Here is an 18,664-nt window from a genome sequence, read left to right as displayed (position 1 = left end):
AATGGATGCCATGCCCACGAACGACGACACTGCGAACCTCAGCTACGAGGAGGCCCGCGACGAGCTCATCCGCGTCGTGAGCGCGCTCGAGCAGGGCTCGTCGACGCTGGAGCAGTCGCTCGCGCTGTGGGAGCGCGGCGAGCAGCTCGCCCGGCGCTGCGAGGAATGGCTGATCGGTGCGAAGGCGCGCCTCGAGGCTGCACGCGCAGGGGCATCCGCCTCGTCCGCGGCATCCGGAGCGCCCGTGGCATCGGACGCCGTCTGATGTCAGCCAAGCCTCCCCGCGTCGTCGCCGAACTCGGCCGCCCCGAGACTCCGGAGGAGACGGCAGCACGCAAAGCCGAGAACTCGCGGCTCTACAGGGCGCGCAAGACTCCGAACAACCTCGTGCTCTCGCTCATCGTCTGCGTGGCCGTCGCCTTCGTGATCTTCCTCGCCGTGCCGCGTGGCGACATGAACTTCGACAACACCGTCGACTGGAAGGCCCTGTCGGAGACGGCGCAGACCGGCGTTCCCGAGACCCTCGCCAGCCCCGACCTGCCCGATGGCTGGCGCTCAAACACCGCCGTCTACCGCTCCGCTGCCGCCGACGGCGTCGACGTCTGGTTCATCGGCTTCCTCACTCCGAGTGACGAGTTCATCGGCATGAGCCAGGCCTTCGACGCCAACGACACCTGGGTGGCCACCGAGCTGAAGAACACCATCGCGACGGGCTCGGTCACCATCGACGGCGTCGACTGGACGGTCTACGACAACAGGGCGTCGACCGACGACCTGGGCAACGCCCGCTACGCTCTCGTCACGACATCAGGCGAGAGCACCTGGGTTCTCGCCGGCACCGGCACGCCGTCGGAGTTCGAGACGCTGGCCGAATCTCTCACCCCCACGATCACCGCTGAGGAGTAACCACGGATGACCACTGTTCCCGAACACACGACGCACACCCCGTCGAGCGCGTGGCGGGAGCTCCGCCGTGGCAACGAGAGGTTCGTCGCGGGTGAGCCGCAGCATCCGAACCAGGATGTCGGCCGACGTGGAGCGATCGCGGCCGGACAGGCTCCCATCGCAGCCCTCTTCGGCTGCAGCGACTCCCGCCTGTCGGCCGAGATCATCTTCGACCTGGGCCTCGGCGACCTGTTCGTGGTGCGCAACGCCGGCCAGACCATCTCCGAGTCCGTGCTCGGGTCGCTGGAGTACGCAGTCGGCGTGCTGGGCGTTCCCCTCATCCTGGTCCTCGGTCACGACGAGTGCGGTGCCGTCGGTGCCGCCATCAACTCCGTGGCTCCGGATGCCGCTCCTCTGCCCGTGCACATCCAGGCCCTCGTCGACAAGATCATGCCGGCCGTCAACCGCGTCGCCGGCCCTGTCGGCGACGCGCCGATCAACCCCTCCGACATCGATGCCTCCTTCGTCGGACGCGAGCACCTGCGCGACACCGTCGCCGAGCTGCTGGAGTCCAGCGAGATGATCAGCGAGGCCATCGCAGAAGGTAGATTGGCTATCGTCGGCGCGAATTACAGGCTCGTCGAGGGCCGCGCCGAGACCGACATCGTCGTCGGCACGGTCTAGTGCCGAACCCCCTCCTCTCGAAAGGCATGACACACAACGTGAGCACCGCGGCCGAGTCCGAATACCGCATCGAGCACGACACGATGGGAGAGGTGCGCGTTCCCGCCAACGCCCTGTACAGCGCCCAGACCCAGCGTGCCGTCGAGAACTTTCCGATCTCCGGATCGACGCTGGAGCCGGCTCAGATCGCCGCCCTCGCTCGCATCAAAAAGTCGGCGGCCATCGCCAACGAGCGCCTGGGCGTGCTGAGCAGCGATGTCGCCACTGCCATCGCGTGGGCCGCAGACGAGGTCATCACGGGTCGGTACGACGGGGAGTTCCCCGTCGACGTGTACCAGACCGGTTCGGGCACCTCATCGAACATGAACATGAACGAGGTGCTCGCGAACCTCGCCACCTCGCGCCTCGGCAGCCCCGTGCACCCGAACGACCACGTGAACGCCTCGCAGTCCTCGAACGACGTGTTCCCCACCTCGGTGCACGTCGCCGTGACCAGCGCTCTCATCGACGACCTCATCCCCGCCCTCGACCACCTCGCCGTCGCCTTCGAGGCGAAGGCCGAGCAGTGGTCCGGCGTCGTGAAGGCCGGCCGCACCCACCTGATGGATGCCACGCCCGTCACCCTCGGCCAGGAGTTCGGCGGCTACGCCCGCCAGATGCGCCTCGGCATCGAGCGCGTGCAGTCGGCGCTCCCCCGCGTCGCCGAGGTCCCGCTCGGCGGCACGGCCGTCGGCACGGGCATCAACACGCCTGCCGGCTTCCCGCAGCTCGTCATCGAGCTGCTGCAGCAGGAGACCGAGCTTCCCATCACCGAGGCGGCCGACCACTTCGAGGCCCAGGCCAACCGCGACGGCCTCGTCGACGCATCCGGAGCCCTCCGCACGATCGCGGTGAGCCTCACGAAGATCTCGAACGACATCCGCTGGATGGGATCCGGCCCCAACACCGGCCTCGGCGAGCTCAGCATCCCCGACCTGCAGCCCGGATCATCGATCATGCCGGGCAAGGTCAACCCCGTGATTCCCGAGGCCGTGCTCATGGTGGCCGCCCGTGTGATCGGCAACGACGCCACCATCGCCTGGAGCGGAGCATCGGGCGCGTTCGAGCTCAACGTGCAGATCCCGGTGATGGGAACGGCTCTGCTCGAGTCGATCCGTCTGCTCACCAACGCCGCTCGCGTGCTCGCCGACAAGACCGTCGACGGACTCGAGGCCAACGTGGAGCGCGCCGCCGCCCTCGCGGGAATGTCGCCGTCGATCGTCACCCCGCTCAACAAGGTGATCGGCTACGAGGCCGCCGCCAAGGTGGCCAAGCACTCCGTCGCGCAGGGCATCACCGTGCGTGAGGCGGTCATCGACCTCGGCTTCGTCGAGCGCGGCGAGGTCTCGGTCGAGCAGCTCGACACCGCCCTCGATGTGCTGTCGATGACCCGCCCGCCGGTCCGGAAGTAGGAGCACCCCCACGACCTCCCGCTCGCTGAAGGCCGAGCGAAGCGACCGCTCGAAGCGCCGCCCCGCGCTTCGACCGCGGACTTCGTCCGGGCGTCAGCGAGCGGTTCTCTGCTCAGTGAGCGGCGCTGGCCTCGAGTCGGCGCCGTTCGCTCCGTGGCCACGGTCCCGCTGAGACGAGCAGCGCGCCGATGAGGCCGAGCGGAGTGATGAGCCCGTAGAGCACGCCCTCGGCCGATGAGCGCCCGACCATCGGCGGCACGGTGTCGGAGATGGCGTTGCCCAGGCCGAAGGCGAAGAAGAACAGCAGGAACACCGCGATGCTCGCGATGAGCAGCGCCGTGACGACCTGCCGCCGACGGGGAATGGATGCAGCCCCTCGACGTGCTGCGCGCAGGACCCAGATCAGTTGCCCGGCAGCCACGACGACGACGATCCCCGCCCAGGTGAGCACGCTCGCGATGCCGGCAGCCCCCTCGCCCGTGGGCAGCATCCCGTAGATCTCGGAGAGCGTGTGTTCCGGCCCCATTGCGAGCGGATTCCACACCAGTTCGACGACGACGCCGACGGCGACGACGAGCAGTAGGGATCCGAAGATCACGGAGGCGGTGATCAGTCGGGACCGACGGCTCGACTGGGCGGCATCCGTCGATCGGGGAATCGCGACGAGCATGTCGTGTGCGCCGGCACGCGCCCAGGCGACGAGCACCAGAAGAGCAGCGATGACGAGGAGTGCGAATCCACCGGCCATCGTGAGGCTCGCGGCGGCGGCGGCCACAGACGAGACCGCGGGAATGCCCGAGGCCGTGAGCATCGGAGAAGCCAGCAGGCAGACGAGGGCCACCAGAAGGACGATCACCGCGAACTGCGCCATCAGGCCGATGACACGGGCGGCCAGCCAGAGCTGCGTCAGTCCGACGCCGAAGACGAGCAGGGTGGCGACCGCGATGCCGCCGCCGACCAGCTCCGAGAAGCTCGGACCGAGCACGGCGATCGCACCGGCCACGATCAGTCCTGACGCGAGGAGGGCGAGCCCCCAGCGTGTGCGCTTGTTCGTGAGATCGGTCTCCGCTGTTCCCCTGCTCCGCATGGCGTCATCCTGACACAACGACGTCGCGGCGGCCTCACCTGCCCAGCGCAGATCCTGCAAGGCGAGGAACTTCGCATCGAAACGCCCCCGTCCGAGAGTCGACGGGGGCGTTCGGCGAAGATCCTCGCCCTCCAGGCGCGATGGGTCGGTCGGTCCTGCGGCCGGTCAGGCCAGCTCGTTGCCCTCCAGCATCTGCGTGACGAGCGCCGCGATCGCGCTGCGCTCCGACCGGGTGAGGGTGACGTGGCCGAACAGCGGGTGGCCCTTCAGGGTCTCGATGACCGAGGCGACTCCGTCGTGACGGCCGACACGCAGGTTGTCGCGCTGGGCGACGTCGTGGGTGAGCACGACCCGCGAGTTCTGGCCGATGCGGGAGAGCACCGTGAGGAGCACGTTGCGCTCCAGCGACTGCGCCTCGTCGACGATCACGAAGGCGTCGTGCAGGCTGCGCCCGCGGATGTGCGTGAGCGGCAGCACCTCGAGGATGCCCCGCTCGACGACCTCGTTGAGCACGTTGTCCGAGACGACGGAGCCGAGGGTGTCGAAGACCGCCTGGCCCCACGGGTTCATCTTCTCGCCGGCATCGCCGGGCAGGTAGCCGAGCTCCTGGCCTCCGACGGCGTAGAGCGGTCGGAACACCATGATCTTCTTGTGCTGCTGACGCTCGAGCACGGCCTCGAGGCCGGCGCAGAGGGCGAGGGCCGACTTTCCGGTTCCCGCGCTTCCGCCGAGCGACAGGATGCCGATCTCGGGATCGAGCAGCATGTCGATGGCGAGGCGCTGCTCCGCCGAGCGACCGTGCAGCCCGAACAGCTCGCGATCGCCGCGCACGACCCGCAGCTCGCCCTTGCGGATGACCCTGGCCAGGGCACTGCCCCGGTCGGAGTGCACAACGACGCCGGTGTTGATCGGCAGGTCGGCGACCATCCGCGTCTCGAGGTAGTCCTGCTCGTAGAGGTCGTCGATCTCGCGAGCACCCAGGGTGACGTCGGCCATGCCGGTCCATCCCGAATCGACGGCGAGCTCGGCACGGTACTCCTCGGCGGCGAGGCCGATCGAGGCGGCCTTGACGCGCAGAGGGAGGTCCTTCGAGACGACGGTCACGTCGAGACCCTCGTTGGCGAGGTTGAGCGCCACGGCGAGGATGCGGGTGTCGTTGTCGTTCAGCTGGAGGCCGTTCGGCAGCACGGACATGTTGGAGTGGTTCAGTTCGACTCGGAGGGAGCCGCCGTCGTCACCGACGGGGATCGGGAAGTCGAGTCGCTCGTGCTCGACGCGCAGGTCGTCGAGGGTACGGAGCGCCTTGCGGGCGAAGAAGCCGATCTCAGGGTCGTGTCGCTTGGCTTCAAGCTCTGCGATCACGATGACCGGCAGCACGACGGCGTGTTCGGCGAAGCGGAACAGAGCACCCGGATCGCTGAGGAGCACCGACGTGTCGAGCACATACGTGCGCTCGAGCGTTCGGGTCCCGGCATCCGTGCCGTGCTGAACCGACTTCTGGATATCCAGTGAGGTCACAACCGCTCCCACCCCGAGCTTCGCACTCGGAATTACGAGCGGCCACATGGCGGGTTTCGAGCCGTCTTATGTGGCCGACTCGATCAGATGCCTTATCTGATGAGGGCAACGTACGTCCGGTGGAGACGGATGCCTGTCACGACACGCGGGAAGACTTCGGCCTGTCACATGACACGCCGAAGGAGCTCAGTAGATGGCGGCCGAGGAGTACGAGGTGAAGGCTCCGCGCAGCATCTCGACGGTGTCCTCGTGCAGTGCGGCGTGCACGCTGAGTCGCACCGAGTTGGACCTGGTGGTGGCGGTGACACCGTGGTTGAACAACGATGCGGTGAGCAACGTGAGCTGGTCGATCGGCGGCTCGAGCACGACCAGCCCGGACCGCTCGTCCTCGTTGCGCGATGAGGCCACGGGGATGGCGAACTCGTCGGCGAGGTCGATGACGCGGGTGACGTTCTCGGCGATCGCCGCCTGGATCTCGCCGGCGCCGACCTCGTTCATCTCCTCGAGGGCTGCGGCGAAGCGACCCTGCGCGATCCTGTCGGGGTTCGTGACCCTGAAGGCACGGGCGCCCGGAGCCGGCGGCGGAACCTCGTCCCAGGTCTCGGCCGTCCCGGTTCCGCTGTAGCCGCTGATCACAGGGGTCAACCGCTCGATCGCTCGGTCGCTGAGGGCCATGAACCCGGTGCCCCATCCCGCTCGGCACCACTTCTGGCCGCCGGACACCACGACATCCGCAACCTCGTAGGCAGCATCCACGACCCCGAAGCCCTGGATCGCGTCGACGATGAGCAGGCGATCGCCGATCACCTGGCGGATGCCGTCGAGATCGGCGAGGTAGCCGGTGCGGGAGTCGACGAGGGTCACGGCGACGGCCTCGATCGACGAGGTGAGCTGATCGCGCACCTGGCCCGGCGTGACGCGGCCGTGGTCGGTCTCGAGCCAGACCGGCCTCACCACGTGGAGGGCCTCGGCCGCCCGCACCGCGGAGATCGGAAGCGTGGGGAACTCCCCCGCCGAGAGCAGCACGTCGCCGGTGAGGCCGAACATGGCGTGCGTGACGCCCATCGAGGTGTTGGGCTGCGTGACGACCTGCTCCGCCGGGAAGCCCGTCGCTGCGGCCACGGCGTCGTGCGCCCTGTCCTCCTGCGCTGCGAAGTCCGCGAGGGAGCCGAAACGCGCCTTGGCGAGGATGTCGTGCATCCCCTGCGATTCGGCGATCACGCGGACCGAGAGAGGGCCGACACGACCGAAGTCGAGGTACCCGGGTTCCTCGAGGAAGCCGTCGCGGTAGTCGTCGAGCGCTGTCATCGCGCCTGCCTTTCGTGGGGGTCGGTGGAGTCGGGCGCCGCGTCGGGCTCCGGCTCAGGCGCCGAAGCGCCGGTGCCGTGTGGCGTAGTCGCGGAGCGCGCGCAGGAAGTCGACCTCGCGCAGGTCGGGGCCGAGCGCCTCGACAAAGTAGAACTCGCTGTGCGCCGCCTGCCACAGCATGAAGTCGCTGAGACGCTGCTCGCCCGAGGTGCGGATGACCAGGTCGGGGTCGGGCTGGCCCACCGTGTAGAGGTGCTCTCCGATGAGCTCGGGCGTGAGGCGCTCGGCGAGGTCTTCGAGGCTGCGCCCCTCGGCGTGGTGGCTCGCGACGATCGATCGCATGGCGTCGGTGATCTCGGTGCGTCCGCCGTAGCCGACGGCGAGGTTGATGTGCAGCCCGGCGTGATCGACCGTGCGCGCCTCGGCGGCGGCGAGAGCGTCGACCAGGTTCTGCGGGAGGCCGCTGGTCGACCCGACGTGCTTCACGCGCCAGTCGCCGTGGCGGGAGAGGTCGTCGGCGAGTTCGGCGATGATCTCGACGAGGGCGTCGAGTTCCTCGCCGGCGCGGTTCGAGAGGTTGTCGCTCGAGAGCAGGTAGAGGGTGACGACGTTGATGCCGAGCTCATCGCACCACTGCAGGAACTCGCTCATCTTCGCAGCCCCTGCGCGGTGGCCGTGCGCCGCCGTGGCGAGTCCGAGCTGTCGGGCCCAGCGACGGTTGCCGTCGATGATCATGGCCACGTGGCGCGGCATGGTGTCGGGGGTCAGGCCTCGACGCAGACGCCGCTGGTACAGGTCGTAGAGGAGACCTCGCCCCAACGGTTCTTCCCTCTTCTGCACGGAGTCAACGGTAGTGCACGAGGCGCGCAGGCCTCACAGCGGAGGCGCGCATGTGCTGTCGTAGGCTGGGCGCATGAGCCCCGTCGACCCCCGAGAGCCGCAGGATGTGCGGGAACACCTCGATGAGCCCACCGCCATGCTCGACGCCTCGGATGCCGCCGTCGCGTTCGACGAGAACCGCGGCCCCGAGCTGCCGAACATCCCCCTGCTCGACGCATCTCCGGCTGATCCCGACGACGTCAGGCCGACCTGGCGCGGCTGGATCCACGCCGGAACCTTCCCGCTGGCGCTCGTCTCGGGCATAGTGCTCATCGCCGTCGCCAACGGCGCGGCAGCCAAGTGGTCGTCGGCCGTCTTCGTGCTGACCTCGCTGTTGCTGTTCGGCAACTCCGCGCTCTACCACCGCTTCGACTGGAACCCGCGCACCAAGGTCATCCTCAAACGCATCGACCACGCGAACATCTTCCTGCTCATCGCGGGGACGTACACGCCCCTGGCGATCCTCGCCCTGCCCTCGAGCAAGGGCGTTCTCCTCATCACCCTGGTCTGGGCGGGAGCCCTACTCGGCATCGGGTTCAGGGTGTTCTGGATCGGAGCGCCGCGCTGGCTCTACGTTCTCATCTACATCGCGCTCGGCTGGGCGGCGATGATGTACATCGTCGACCTGCTGAATGCGAACGTGGCGATGATGGTGCTCGTGGTCATCGGCGGGCTGCTCTACACCGGCGGCGCCATCGTCTACGCACTCAAGAAGCCGAACCCGTGGCCCGGCAGGTTCGGGTTCCACGAGATCTTCCACACCTGCACGCTGTTCGCGTTCGTCTGTCATTGGACGGCCGTGCTCTTGATCGTCCTCGACCCACTGCCCGGCTCCGTAGGGGGCTAGGCGCTACTTCTGGTCGTCGATGCTCGTCGCCGGATCGGCGGCCGGGGCCGCCGGAGTCGTATCGGCACCGGCATCCGGCGTCGTGGCATCCGTCGCCGGAGTCTCGGCCGCCATCTGGGCCTCGGCCTGCTCGAGCAGCAGCTTCTCGCGGATCTGGTCGCGGTAGTTCACACGACGCACGCGGCGCACCATGTCGACGACGAGCAGGACCGTGGCGACCGCCACGAGGAATGTGACGAGGAAGCCGACGACGCCCGGAGTGATGAGATCGTCATCGGGGGGAGTCGGTGCTGTCGTCGATGAGACGACGGATGCCCGTACCAGCAGGTCGGTGATGCTCACGAGCACGCGGGACAACTCCTTGATTCACTCTTGTTAGCCTTGAGTCACCAGCTTAACCTTTGCGGGGCGCCTGCCCCGACAGCCAGGAGCTCCATGACCACGCAACTCGATGCGCGCTACGGCCGTACGCACTCGCGCAAGCGCCGCGACGGCTGGATCATCGGCGTCGTCGCCGCCGCCTTCGTCGTGGTTTTCGCCGCGTGGGTGATCTGGGCCGGCCTCGACGGCGCCAAGCCCACCATCGAGGCGCAGGACACCAAGCACTCCATCATCGACTCGCGCACCGTGAGCGTGACCTTCGAGATCTCGATGCCGGCCGGCACCAGGGCGAGCTGCGCGGTGCAGGCGCTCAACGAGGACTTCTCCATCGTCGGCTGGAAGGTCGTCGACATCCCGGCCGCCTCCGTCTACACCCGTTCGTTCACCGAAGAGGTGCGCACGTCGCGCCAGAGCAACACCGGTTTGATTTCGAGCTGCTGGGCGACCTAACATGGCTCATTCGCCCCGACGGCATCGTTGGGGCGTCGTCTTATCCGCAGCAGCACCAGGAAGCACGCACCTTCTCGAGGAGAAACATGTCCCAGGACGCAACCGTCACGTGGCTCACGCAGGAGGTCTACGACCGCCTGAACCTCGAGCTGCAGACCCTCAGCACCACGGGTCGCCAGGAGATCACCGACCGCATCCAGTCTGCGCGTGAAGAGGGCGACCTCAAGGAGAACAGCGGCTACCACGCGGCCAAGGAGGAGCAGGGCAAGCAGGAGGCCCGCATCCGCCAGCTCGCCGAGCTGCTCCGCACGGCCGAGGTCGGCGAGGCCCCCGAGAGCCACGGCATCGTGGAGATCGGCACCATCATCACGGCCACCATCGCGGGCGACGAGACGACCTTCCTCATCGGCAGCCGCGAGATCGCCGAGGGCAGCGAGCTCGACGCCTACAGCGAGCAGAGCCCGCTCGGCGCAGCCATCATCGGCCTCGCCGTCGGCGACTCCACCAGCTACACCGCCCCGAACGGCCGCGAGATCGCCGTGAAGATCACCGCTGTCGAGACCTGGACCGGCCAGTAGCACTCGGCCCGGACGCGGCGTGAGTGCCTGCGTTCACGCCCATCCTCATCGAACTGCCCACTTCCGCTAGTGCGAGGCTCTTGCCACTAGCGGAAGTGGGCAGTTCGGCGTTTCAGGGGGTGAGACCGAGCGGCGGATGGACGTCAGACTATGCGCGGGTCGTAGCCGGCAGCACGCAGCGTCTCCACGACGAAGTCCTTGTGCGCAGGTCCTCTGGTCTCGATCGAGAGCTGCAGTTCGACGTCGCTGATCTCGCGCCCGGCACCGTGCCTCGTGTGCAGCACCTCGACGACGTTGGCGTTCGCGGCCGCCACGAGCTCGGCCGTGCGGGCGAGCTGGCCCGGGCGGTCGGGCAGCATGATCGAGATCGTGAGATAGCGGTCGGATGCCGCGAGGCCATGGCTGATCACTCGCTGCATGAGCAGCGGGTCGATGTTGCCGCCCGAGAGGATCGCCACGGTGGGTCCGTCGGCCTTCACGGCGCCCGAGAGGATCGCGGCCACCGACACGGCTCCCGCCGGCTCGACGACGAGCTTCGCGCGCTCCATGAGCACGATGATGGCGCGGGCCACGTCGTCCTCGGTGACGGTGACGATCTCGTCGACGGTGTCGCGGATGATCTCGAAGTTGAGGTCACCCGGCCTGTACACGGCGATGCCGTCGGCGATCGTGGGAACGACCGGGATGCTCACGGGCTCCCCCGCGGCGAGCGAGACGGGATAGGGCGCGGCGTTGGCCGCCTGGACGCCGACGATGCGCACTGTGCGCCCTGTCGCCTGCGACTGCTGCCTGATGGCGCTCGCGACGCCGGAGGCGAGCCCGCCTCCGCCGATCGGCACGATCACGGTGTCGACATCCGGAACCTGCTCGAGGATCTCGAGTCCGAGGGTGCCCTGACCGGCCACGACGTCGGGGTGGTCGAAGGGCGGGATGAGCACGGCACCGGACTCCACGGCGAAGGCTGCGGCCGCCTCGAGGGTCTCGCCGATCACGTTGCCGCGCAGCACGACGTCGGCGCCGTAGTCACGGGTGGCCTCGAGCTTGGGCAGGGCGACGCCGATGGGCATGAAGATGGTGGCCTGGATCCCGAGCTCACGTGCCGCGAGCGCGACACCCTGGGCGTGGTTGCCTGCGGATGCCGCCACGACGCCGCGCCCCCGTTCGTCCTCGCTGAGTGACGAAAGCCTGTTGAACGCTCCGCGCAGCTTGTAGGAACCGGTGCGCTGGAGGTTCTCGCACTTGAGGTACACCGGTGCGCCGAGCACCTCGGCGATGTGACGTGAGCTCTCGACTGGGGTGATGCGCACGACGCGCTCGACGGTGATGCGGGCCGCCTCGAAGTCGGCGAGCTGCGGTCCCGCGATGATGCCGGCTGCCCCGGTCGGTGCAGGCAGGGTGTTCGCGGTGTCAGGCATCCGTCGTATCGTCCTTTCGATAGCCCGGGCGGGGCTGGGGAACCGTCTGCCACAGAATCGATTGCGGCAGCGGTGGTTCCACCGGGGGTCTCGTCTTCCAGACCCCGCTCGAAATGTACCGCACCATGACGTTCATGACGGCCGCCACCGGCACCGCGAACAGTGCTCCGGGAATGCCGGCGAGCAGTGATCCCGTCGCCACGACGAGAACGACGGCGAGCGGATGCACCTTCACGACGCTGCCCACGATGAGGGGCTGCAGCACGTGGCCCTCGAGTTGCTGCACGGCGAGCACGACCACGATCATCCAGAGCGCGATCCACGGGCCGTTGTAGACGAGCGCGATGACGGCGGCCAGTGTTCCGGTCACGACGGCGCCGACGATCGGCACGAAGGAGCCCAGGAAGACGAGCACGGCGATGGGGATGGCCAGTGGCACCCCGAGCAGGAACGCGCCGAGGCCGATGCCGACGGCGTCGATGGCGGCCACGAGCACCTGCACGCGGGCGAAGTTCGTGAGGGTGGTCCAGCCGGCGATGGCGGCTCCGTCGACAGCAGCGCGGGCGCGCTTCGGGAACAGGCTGACGATCCAGCGCCAGATGCCACCGCCGTCGATGAGGATGAAGAGCAGGCTGAACAGGGTCAGGAAGACCCCGGCGACGAGGTGGCCGAGGGAGGAGCCGAGCGAGAGGGCGCCGGTGACGTAGACCCGGCTGTCCTGCTGGATGCTCGCCCAGGCCTGGGTGAGGAAGCCGTTGAGGTCGGTCTCGGAGATCTCGAACGGCGACGCCAGCAGCCAGGCCTTGAGCTCGTCGAAGGAGTCGAGGGCGTGGGAGGCGATGTCGCTGGCTCCGCGCTGGATCTGGGTGACCACGAGCACGAGGAGGCCGGCCACGAGCACGAGGGTCCCGAGCATCGCCAGGGTGATCGCCAACCAGGCGGGCCAGCGGTGGCGCCGGAGGAAGCCCACGAACGGCACCAGAAGGGCCGCGAGCAGCACCGCGACGAAGAGCGGGATGACGATGAGGCGCAGCTGGATGACGAGGAAGATGACGACCGCGATGACGGCACCGATGAGCAGCAGACGCCATGACCAGCCACCGGCCAGCCTCACGCCGTTCGGGATGGACGCCTCGACGCTGAACGGGGGCTCGCCCTCGGGCTTGCGACGTCCGAACGGACGCCATCCGCGCTGGTCACCCGAAGATTCGCTCATCGTTTCAGTCTACGGTCGCTGATGCCGCCGGTCCCGGGGTTGACGACGCCGACGGATGCTCCCCGCCGGTGTCGGCACCGGCTGTTATCGTCTCAGCATCATGCCTGAGTCCGTCTCCCCCGCCCTCGCCCGTCGGATCGCGCTGGCCGCCCAGGGATTCGGCCGGCCGCGGCCCGCGTCCGTCGGCACCCGCCAGTTGAACGGCCTGATCGACAGGCTCGGGCTGCTCCAGCTCGACTCGGTGAACGTCTACGAGCGCTCGCACTACCAGCCCGTGTTCGCCAGGCTCGGCGGCTACGACAAGGCGCTGCTCGACAGGCTCACCTTCCCCCGTCGTGGCGGCTACGTCGAGTACTGGGCGCACGAGGCGTCCGTCATCCCCGTCGACACCTGGTCGTCGTGGCGCTGGCGCATGGAGGAGTACAGGGACTACTTCTCCGGGCGCGACTCGTGGGCTGCGGCGAACCCGCAGATGCTCGAGTGGCTCACCAGCGAGCTGGCCGCCAACGGGCCGATGGCCGCGAGCGCCATCGAGCACGACTCCAACGTACGTCGCGGACCGTGGTGGGGCTGGTCCGACGTGAAGCGTGGACTCGAGGTGCTGTTCAGGCAGGGCGATGTGGTCTCAGCCGGACGAACGCGCTTCGAGCGCACGTACGCCCTCCCCGCACAGGTGCTCCCTGCAGCCGTCATCGAGCGCGCCGTGCCCAGGCACGACGCCCACGTACAGCTGGTGGAGCGTGCGGCGGCCGCCCACGGCATCGGAACCGAGAAGGACCTCGCCGACTACTACCGCCTCAAGCGGGTCGACACCCGCGCGGCCATCGCCGAGCTCGAGGAAGCCGGAACACTGCTCCCCGTCGCTGTCGACGGATGGCGCTCGCCCGCCTGGCTGCACCGCGATGCCCGGCTCCCCCGTCGCATCGAGGCCGCAGCGCTGCTCTCGCCGTTCGATCCCGTGGTATGGGAGCGGGCGCGCACCGAGCGCATGTTCGACTTCCACTACCGCATCGAGATCTACACCCCGGCCGAGAAGCGCGTCTTCGGCTACTACAGCCTGCCGATCCTCGTCGACGACGCCCTCGTCGGCCGCATCGACCTGAAGAACGACAGGCAGGCGAAGGTGCTGCGGGTGCAGTCGGCCTGGCTCGAGGAGGGGGTGCCGGCGACATCCGTTCCCGAGATCGCCGCCCGGGTCGCGGCGGTGCTGCACGAGATCACGGCATGGCAGGGCCTCGACGAGATCACCGTCGTGGGACGCGGAACTCTGAGTGCTGCTCTGCAGGCGGAACTCCGCACGCCGTGAGCGCTTCGAACGGGGCTGCGCCCGGTTCTCAGCGGGCGGTGCTTAGAACTTGCCGCCGATGCTGTGCAGCCGCTGGATGCGCTCCTCGAGCGGTGGGTGGGTGCTGAACAGCTTGGCGATGCCGCCGCCGGTGAGCGGGTTCGAGATCCAGAGGTGTGCCATCGAGCTGTTCTGCTTCCGCATCGGCCGGCCATAGGCCCCGAGCTTGGCCAGAGCGCTGGCGAGGGCCTCGGGGTGGCGCGTGATGAGCGCGCCGGTGGCGTCGGCGAGGTACTCGCGCTGACGCGACACCGCCGCCTGCACGAGCCCGGCGACGAGCGGGGCGACCAGCATCGCGATGAGTCCGAAGACCAGCACGAGGGGGTTGTTGTTGTCTCGTCCCCGACCGAAGAAGGCCATGCGCAGGAACATGTCGGCGATGAAGCCGACGGCCACGACCAGCCCGAAGACGATCATGCTGACGCGGATGTCGTAGTTCTTCACGTGGCCCATCTCGTGGGCCATGACGCCCTCGAGCTCCGGATCGTCCATCAGGTCGAGCAGGCCCGTCGTGGCCGCCACGACGGCGTGCTGAGGGTCTCGCCCGGTGGCGAAGGCGTTCGGGGCCGGGTCGTTGACGATGTAGACCTTCGGCATCGGCAGGCCCTGGGAGATGGCGATGTTCTCGACGATGCGCCAGAGACGCGGATTGTCGGACTTCTCGATCTGCACGCCGCCGGAGATGGCGACGGCCTGCGAAGCCGCGAAGAAGTACTGGAAGATCGCATAGGCGACCGATCCGAGGATCGTGACGACCACGATCGTCGGGCTGTTGTAGACGTATCCCGCCAGCAATCCGAGTCCGGCGATGATCGCGATGAACAGGATGACGATGAAGACGGTGTTGCGCTTGTTCTTGGCTATAGCGCTGTACAAGGGGCCTCAGGGCTCCTGACGACTAGAACTGCACGCGCGGAGGCTCTGCGATGGCCGCGGCATCCGCGACCTCGAAGAAGTCCCGCTCGGAGAAGCCGAGTCGCTTCGCGAAGATGTTGTTCGGGAACACCTTGATCTTGGTGTTCAGCTCGCGGACTCCGCCGTTGTAGAACCGCCGCGCGGCCTGGATCTTGTCCTCGGTGTCGACGAGCTCGGCCTGCAGCTGCAGGAAGTTCTGGCTCGCCTGGAGCTGCGGGTACGCCTCGGCGACCGCGAAGATCGACTTGAGCGCCTGCTGCATGTGGTTCTCGGCGACGGATGCCTCGACGGGCCCCTGCGCCGACAGCGTCTCGGCACGCGCACGGGTGACCGACTCGAACACGCCGCGCTCGTGAGCCGCGTAGCCCTTCACCGACTCGATGAGGTTCGGGATGAGGTCGGCACGCCGCTTCAGCTGCACCGTGATGTCGCTCCAGGCCTCATCCACCCGCACGTTCAACGTGACGAGGGAGTTGTACGTCGCCCACAGGTAGATGCCGACGATGGCGATCAGGACGACGACGATGATGAGGGGAATGAGCCATTCCATGGCGAGGACTCCTTGGGCGTGATTGGCGCGAGGACGCGACTCCTTCATCCTAAACTGGGCATACTCGGCTCGCAGCGCGTTCCCATCACACTCCAAGGAACGCTGCGGGCGTAGGCTCTGCACTCGTGAGCGAGAGTGCTGCAGAGCCCCCAGCCGAGGCTGGTGCCCGCCGTCGCGGGCGACCTCGACTGAGTGCTGCAGGCGACTCGCGGGGTCGCATCGTCGCGGCGGCCGAGAAGGAGTTCGCCGCGCGCGGCTACGACGCCACCTCGATGCGAGCCGTGGCACGCCGGGCGGGCGTCGATGCCGCCCTCGTCCACCACTATTTCGACGACAAGGCCGACCTCTTCGCCGAGGTGATCGCCGCTCCGCTGCGTCCGGATCGCGCCATCAAGGCCGTGCTGGCCGGGCCTCGTGATGCCATCGGCGTGAACATCGTGAGGTTCCTGCTCGAGGAATTCGAGAAGCCGGCGGTGCGGGCCCGCGGGACCGCCCTCATCCGGTCGGTCGTCGGATCCGACGGCACCAGCCTGCTGCGCGACTTCCTCGTCCGCGAGGTGTTCCGACGCATCGCGGCCGCCCTCGACGCCCCCGACGCCGACCTGCGGGCGAACCTCGCGGCATCGCAGATCGTGGGCATCATGCTCACGCGCTACGTGCTGCGTCTCGAGCCTCTGGCCAGCGCTCCCATCGACGATCTGGTCGCCAGGGTCGGGCCGGCAGTGCAATGGCATCTCACCGGCTATCCCCTTGACGGCGCGGTGTCGGCGGGCGAATAATTCATCACATGATGAATAGCGCGGCCCCGGCCGTCGACATCCGGGATCTGCAGGTTCGACGCGGAACCACCGACGTTCTGCACGGCCTCGACCTGAGCATCGCCCGCGGTGGCGTCGTCGGTCTGCTCGGCCCGAGCGGCAGCGGGAAGACCACCCTCATGCGCGCAATCGTGGGCGTGCAGGTGGTGTCATCCGGTACCGTCACCGTGCTCGGCGAGCCAGCAGGCAGCGTGCCGCTCCGCCATCGTGTCGGCTACGTCACGCAGTCGGCCAGCGTCTACGACGATCTCACCGTCTCGCAGAACATCGCCTACTTCAGCTCCGTGCTGGGGGCTCCACGCTCCGACATCGCCCGCGTGATCGACGAGACCGACCTCGCCCCCTTCGCAGACAGAGTGGTCGCAACGCTCTCGGGAGGCCAGCGCTCCCGCGTCTCCCTCGCCGCCGCGCTGCTCGGGGCCCCTGAACTGCTCGTCCTCGACGAGCCGACAGTGGGGCTCGACCCCGTTCTGCGGGTGCAGCTGTGGGAGCTGTTCCACAGACTGGCGGATGCCGGCACCACCCTGCTCGTCTCGAGCCACGTCATGGACGAGGCCACCCGCTGCGACCGCCTGCTCCTCATGCGCGACGGCGAGATGCTCGCCGACGACACCCCGCAGGCGCTTCTGGGGGCGACAGGCGCCTCCGATGTCGAGGGTGCCTTCCTCGCCATCATCGCCTCCCGCGGAGACGTCGGGGCGGATGCCGCTCCACCTCCTGCGCACCATGGCCCGGGCCGGCGCCGGCACCGTCGGCATGCCCGGTCGGAGGGCGAGCGATGAACGCGCGGCGTACCCTCGCCACGGCAGGACGCGTGCTGCAGCAGATCCGCCACGACCCTCGCACGATCGCTCTGCTGCTGGTGGTGCCGACGCTCCTGATCGGCCTGTTGGCGTGGATCTTCGTCGACACCGACGTCTTCCAGACCATCGGGCCGGCGATGATCGCCCTGTTCCCGTTCATCGTGATGTTCCTGGTGACGAGCATCGCCACCCTGCGGGAGCGTCGCTCGGGAACGCTGGAGCGCCTTCTCGCCATGCCTCTCGGCAGGGGCGACTTCATCCTCGGGTACACACTGGCGTTCAGCCTCCTCGCGGTTGCGCAGGCCTCGATCGCCGTCACCTTCGCCGTCTGGGTGTGCGGGCTCACGATCGACGGCAGCATCTGGCTGCTCCTGGCCGTCGCGCTGGCCGATGCGATCCTGGGAACGGCCCTCGGCCTGCTGGCGAGCGCGTTCGCCCGCACCGAGTTCCAAGTGGTGCAGTTCATGCCCGTGCTGGTGTTCCCGCAGATCCTCCTGGGCGGCATCTTCCTGCCCCGAGATCAACTGCCCCCAGTACTCGAGGCCATCAGCGACTGGCTGCCCCTGTCGCATGCGATCGACGCCCTCAACGCCGTTGCGACCGACAGCGAGAGCGCAGCGTGGATCTGGGGACAGATCGCCATCCTCGGCGCCTTCATCGTGGGAGCGATCGTGCTCGGCTCGATCACGCTCCGGCGCCGCACGCCGTAGGGCAGGCGCCTACGGGCAGCCTACGGGCAGCCCCAGTAGGTGACGCCGTCGTAGACGACGGGCACCAGGGTGGCACCGGGGCACGGGCCGCAGTCGTCGTTCGCCGGTGCACCCGCGGCGGGCGCCGGAGTGCTGGCGGCAGGCGCGGCGGGCTCGGCGGCAGCGGCAGGCTCTGCCCAGCTGTCGAAGGAGGACTCGTCGGTCCACGACACCGATGCAGCTGCCTCTGCGGCAGCGGCGGCATCAGCAGCAGCCTGAGCCACGGCAGCGGCAGCGGCAGCGGCAGCGGCCTCCGCAGCGATGCGGGCGTCCTCTGCCTTCTGCCAGGCAGCGACCTCCCCGGTGGTCTTCTTCTCGAGTTCGCGCAGGCCGTAGACCGCTGCGAGCACAGCGTCGACGTCGGACGTCGCGGTCAGCTCGCTGGCGGCATCCGTTGACGCCTGAAGGGCGGCGCGCGTCGCATCCGTCGCCTTGCCTGCACTGAGCGAGAGGGCCGTGTCGGCGAGTCCGAGCTCGTACGTCGCCAGGTCGAGCGCCGACGACAGGCGGGAGGCCGAGACATCGACGCTGCCGGCACCGACGCCCACTCGGTGGGAGACCTCGCCGATCGCGGCGGTCCTGGCCTCGGCCACGCGCTCGGTGCGCTCGGCGGCCTGCGCAGCGGCGGCGGCGGTCGTGCCGGCCGTGAGCACGGCCGTGGCGAGGAGGATCGCCACGACCGTGAACAACGGGCTTCTGGTGCGCTCGGTCGATGAGTCGTCGGAGCGGTTCGGGAACATCAGGTCTCCATTCGGGCGACACGCGGTCGCCACGCAACTGTAGGG

General features: G+C 68.5%; 21 protein-coding genes. 11 read left to right on the top strand and 10 right to left on the bottom strand.

Features of this window, described 5'->3' with window-relative positions; genetic code table 11:
- The first annotated feature begins 1 nt into the window (after position 1).
- Genes AADV74_RS02005 through AADV74_RS01990 form a run of 4 tightly spaced genes read left to right on the top strand, consistent with a single transcriptional unit; the run spans position 2 to position 3,020 of the window.
- Positions 2 to 265: an exodeoxyribonuclease VII small subunit gene (locus AADV74_RS02005; RefSeq protein WP_342111309.1), complete on the top strand. Its 264-nt coding sequence runs from the start codon at positions 2 to 4 to the stop codon at positions 263 to 265.
- Positions 265 to 906 (top strand): DUF4245 domain-containing protein, encoded by a 642-nt coding sequence (locus AADV74_RS02000; RefSeq protein WP_342111308.1) that lies wholly within the window; start codon positions 265 to 267, stop codon positions 904 to 906. Before AADV74_RS02005 ends, AADV74_RS02000 begins: the two co-directional genes overlap by 1 nt.
- Before the next feature lie 6 nt (positions 907 to 912).
- Complete coding sequence (locus AADV74_RS01995) at positions 913 to 1,569, top strand: carbonic anhydrase (RefSeq protein ID WP_342111306.1); 657 nt, start codon at positions 913 to 915, stop codon at positions 1,567 to 1,569.
- Between the two features lie 26 nt (positions 1,570 to 1,595).
- The gene (locus tag AADV74_RS01990) at positions 1,596 to 3,020 is read left to right on the top strand and encodes a class II fumarate hydratase (RefSeq protein ID WP_342111304.1); all 1,425 of its coding nucleotides are present in this window, start codon (positions 1,596 to 1,598) and stop codon (positions 3,018 to 3,020) included.
- A 112-nt stretch (positions 3,021 to 3,132) separates the two neighbouring features.
- On the opposite strand, the gene AADV74_RS01985 is transcribed toward AADV74_RS01990, so the two are convergent.
- From AADV74_RS01985 to AADV74_RS01970, 4 genes are all read right to left on the bottom strand, one after another.
- On the bottom strand, positions 3,133 to 4,107 hold the full coding sequence (locus AADV74_RS01985; RefSeq protein ID WP_342111303.1) for a hypothetical protein: 975 nt from the start codon (positions 4,105 to 4,107) through the stop codon (positions 3,133 to 3,135).
- 165 nt (positions 4,108 to 4,272) lie between these two features.
- Positions 4,273 to 5,673, bottom strand: a complete 1,401-nt coding sequence (gene phoH2, locus AADV74_RS01980) for an RNA 5'-3' helicase PhoH2 (protein WP_425287236.1) — start codon at positions 5,671 to 5,673, stop codon at positions 4,273 to 4,275.
- A 138-nt stretch (positions 5,674 to 5,811) separates the two neighbouring features.
- A complete protein-coding gene (locus AADV74_RS01975) occupies positions 5,812 to 6,933 on the bottom strand; it encodes an aminotransferase class V-fold PLP-dependent enzyme (protein ID WP_342111299.1) in 1,122 nt (373 codons plus the stop codon).
- Between the two features lie 54 nt (positions 6,934 to 6,987).
- Complete coding sequence (locus tag AADV74_RS01970) at positions 6,988 to 7,773, bottom strand: isoprenyl transferase (protein WP_342111298.1); 786 nt, start codon at positions 7,771 to 7,773, stop codon at positions 6,988 to 6,990.
- 136 nt (positions 7,774 to 7,909) lie between these two features.
- Here AADV74_RS01970 and trhA point away from each other — a divergent pair, with 136 nt between their 5' ends.
- Entirely contained in the window at positions 7,910 to 8,659 is a 750-nt protein-coding gene (gene trhA / locus AADV74_RS01965) for a PAQR family membrane homeostasis protein TrhA (RefSeq protein WP_425287273.1), read from the top strand.
- 3 nt (positions 8,660 to 8,662) lie between these two features.
- On the opposite strand, the gene AADV74_RS01960 is transcribed toward trhA, so the two are convergent.
- The gene (locus tag AADV74_RS01960) at positions 8,663 to 9,007 is read right to left on the bottom strand and encodes a hypothetical protein (protein ID WP_342111294.1); all 345 of its coding nucleotides are present in this window, start codon (positions 9,005 to 9,007) and stop codon (positions 8,663 to 8,665) included.
- 87 nt (positions 9,008 to 9,094) lie between these two features.
- Here AADV74_RS01960 and AADV74_RS01955 point away from each other — a divergent pair, with 87 nt between their 5' ends.
- Together AADV74_RS01955 and greA are read left to right on the top strand one after the other, a co-directional pair.
- On the top strand, positions 9,095 to 9,490 hold the full coding sequence (locus AADV74_RS01955) for a DUF4307 domain-containing protein (protein ID WP_342111293.1): 396 nt from the start codon (positions 9,095 to 9,097) through the stop codon (positions 9,488 to 9,490).
- Positions 9,491 to 9,576: 86 nt separating this feature from the next.
- Positions 9,577 to 10,068, top strand: coding sequence for a transcription elongation factor GreA (gene greA / locus AADV74_RS01950; RefSeq protein WP_342111291.1), 492 nt, complete (start codon positions 9,577 to 9,579; stop codon positions 10,066 to 10,068).
- Positions 10,069 to 10,211: 143 nt separating this feature from the next.
- Here greA and ilvA read toward each other — a convergent pair whose 3' ends face one another.
- Positions 10,212 to 11,483 (bottom strand): threonine ammonia-lyase, encoded by a 1,272-nt coding sequence (ilvA, locus tag AADV74_RS01945; RefSeq protein WP_342111289.1) that lies wholly within the window; start codon positions 11,481 to 11,483, stop codon positions 10,212 to 10,214.
- The gene (locus AADV74_RS01940; protein ID WP_342111287.1) at positions 11,476 to 12,699 is read right to left on the bottom strand and encodes an AI-2E family transporter; all 1,224 of its coding nucleotides are present in this window, start codon (positions 12,697 to 12,699) and stop codon (positions 11,476 to 11,478) included. Before AADV74_RS01940 ends, ilvA begins: the two co-directional genes overlap by 8 nt.
- 100 nt (positions 12,700 to 12,799) lie before the next feature.
- On the opposite strand from AADV74_RS01940, the gene AADV74_RS01935 reads away from it, so the two are divergent.
- Positions 12,800 to 14,005, top strand: a complete 1,206-nt coding sequence (locus AADV74_RS01935) for a winged helix-turn-helix domain-containing protein (RefSeq protein ID WP_342111285.1) — start codon at positions 12,800 to 12,802, stop codon at positions 14,003 to 14,005.
- 42 nt (positions 14,006 to 14,047) lie between these two features.
- Here AADV74_RS01935 and AADV74_RS01930 read toward each other — a convergent pair whose 3' ends face one another.
- The gene (locus AADV74_RS01930; RefSeq protein WP_342111283.1) at positions 14,048 to 14,920 is read right to left on the bottom strand and encodes a M48 family metalloprotease; all 873 of its coding nucleotides are present in this window, start codon (positions 14,918 to 14,920) and stop codon (positions 14,048 to 14,050) included.
- A 22-nt stretch (positions 14,921 to 14,942) separates the two neighbouring features.
- Positions 14,943 to 15,509, bottom strand: coding sequence for a LemA family protein (locus AADV74_RS01925; RefSeq protein WP_342111281.1), 567 nt, complete (start codon positions 15,507 to 15,509; stop codon positions 14,943 to 14,945).
- A gap of 125 nt (positions 15,510 to 15,634) precedes the next feature.
- Here AADV74_RS01925 and AADV74_RS01920 point away from each other — a divergent pair, with 125 nt between their 5' ends.
- The 3 genes from AADV74_RS01920 to AADV74_RS01910 are packed head-to-tail and all read left to right on the top strand — an operon-like array spanning position 15,635 to position 17,840.
- Positions 15,635 to 16,288, top strand: coding sequence for a TetR/AcrR family transcriptional regulator (locus tag AADV74_RS01920; protein WP_342111279.1), 654 nt, complete (start codon positions 15,635 to 15,637; stop codon positions 16,286 to 16,288).
- A gap of 11 nt (positions 16,289 to 16,299) precedes the next feature.
- Positions 16,300 to 17,109 (top strand): ABC transporter ATP-binding protein, encoded by an 810-nt coding sequence (locus AADV74_RS01915; protein ID WP_425287272.1) that lies wholly within the window; start codon positions 16,300 to 16,302, stop codon positions 17,107 to 17,109.
- The gene (locus tag AADV74_RS01910) at positions 17,106 to 17,840 is read left to right on the top strand and encodes an ABC transporter permease (protein WP_342111274.1); all 735 of its coding nucleotides are present in this window, start codon (positions 17,106 to 17,108) and stop codon (positions 17,838 to 17,840) included. Before AADV74_RS01915 ends, AADV74_RS01910 begins: the two co-directional genes overlap by 4 nt.
- A gap of 20 nt (positions 17,841 to 17,860) precedes the next feature.
- Here the strand turns inward: AADV74_RS01910 and AADV74_RS01905 are convergent, their stop codons facing one another.
- Positions 17,861 to 18,619, bottom strand: coding sequence for a hypothetical protein (locus tag AADV74_RS01905; RefSeq protein WP_342111272.1), 759 nt, complete (start codon positions 18,617 to 18,619; stop codon positions 17,861 to 17,863).
- Between the last annotated feature and the right edge of the window lie 45 nt (positions 18,620 to 18,664).

This window comes from Leifsonia stereocauli (assembly GCF_038432415.1).
Taxonomy (GTDB): Bacteria; Actinomycetota; Actinomycetes; order Actinomycetales; family Microbacteriaceae; genus Orlajensenia; species Orlajensenia stereocauli.
This window is presented reverse-complemented; position numbering and strand designations above follow the sequence as displayed.

Excerpts from the sequence above, each read along its gene's own strand:
- AADV74_RS02005 (WP_342111309.1), top strand. The coding sequence starts at position 2 with ATGGATGCCATGCCCACGAACGACGACACTGCGAACCTCAGCTACGAG.
- greA (WP_342111291.1), top strand. The coding sequence starts at position 9,577 with ATGTCCCAGGACGCAACCGTCACGTGGCTCACGCAGGAGGTCTACGAC.
- AADV74_RS01925 (WP_342111281.1), bottom strand. The coding sequence starts at position 15,509 with ATGGAATGGCTCATTCCCCTCATCATCGTCGTCGTCCTGATCGCCATC.
- AADV74_RS01985 (WP_342111303.1), bottom strand. The coding sequence starts at position 4,107 with ATGCGGAGCAGGGGAACAGCGGAGACCGATCTCACGAACAAGCGCACA.
- phoH2 (WP_425287236.1), bottom strand. The coding sequence starts at position 5,673 with ATGTGGCCGCTCGTAATTCCGAGTGCGAAGCTCGGGGTGGGAGCGGTT.
- AADV74_RS01990 (WP_342111304.1), top strand. The coding sequence starts at position 1,596 with ATGACACACAACGTGAGCACCGCGGCCGAGTCCGAATACCGCATCGAG.
- AADV74_RS01975 (WP_342111299.1), bottom strand. The coding sequence starts at position 6,933 with ATGACAGCGCTCGACGACTACCGCGACGGCTTCCTCGAGGAACCCGGG.
- AADV74_RS01955 (WP_342111293.1), top strand. The coding sequence starts at position 9,095 with ATGACCACGCAACTCGATGCGCGCTACGGCCGTACGCACTCGCGCAAG.
- AADV74_RS02000 (WP_342111308.1), top strand. The coding sequence starts at position 265 with ATGTCAGCCAAGCCTCCCCGCGTCGTCGCCGAACTCGGCCGCCCCGAG.
- AADV74_RS01935 (WP_342111285.1), top strand. The coding sequence starts at position 12,800 with ATGCCTGAGTCCGTCTCCCCCGCCCTCGCCCGTCGGATCGCGCTGGCC.
- AADV74_RS01915 (WP_425287272.1), top strand. The coding sequence starts at position 16,300 with ATGAATAGCGCGGCCCCGGCCGTCGACATCCGGGATCTGCAGGTTCGA.
- AADV74_RS01995 (WP_342111306.1), top strand. The coding sequence starts at position 913 with ATGACCACTGTTCCCGAACACACGACGCACACCCCGTCGAGCGCGTGG.
- AADV74_RS01910 (WP_342111274.1), top strand. The coding sequence starts at position 17,106 with ATGAACGCGCGGCGTACCCTCGCCACGGCAGGACGCGTGCTGCAGCAG.
- trhA (WP_425287273.1), top strand. The coding sequence starts at position 7,910 with ATGCTCGACGCCTCGGATGCCGCCGTCGCGTTCGACGAGAACCGCGGC.
- AADV74_RS01905 (WP_342111272.1), bottom strand. The coding sequence starts at position 18,619 with ATGTTCCCGAACCGCTCCGACGACTCATCGACCGAGCGCACCAGAAGC.
- ilvA (WP_342111289.1), bottom strand. The coding sequence starts at position 11,483 with ATGCCTGACACCGCGAACACCCTGCCTGCACCGACCGGGGCAGCCGGC.
- AADV74_RS01940 (WP_342111287.1), bottom strand. The coding sequence starts at position 12,699 with ATGAGCGAATCTTCGGGTGACCAGCGCGGATGGCGTCCGTTCGGACGT.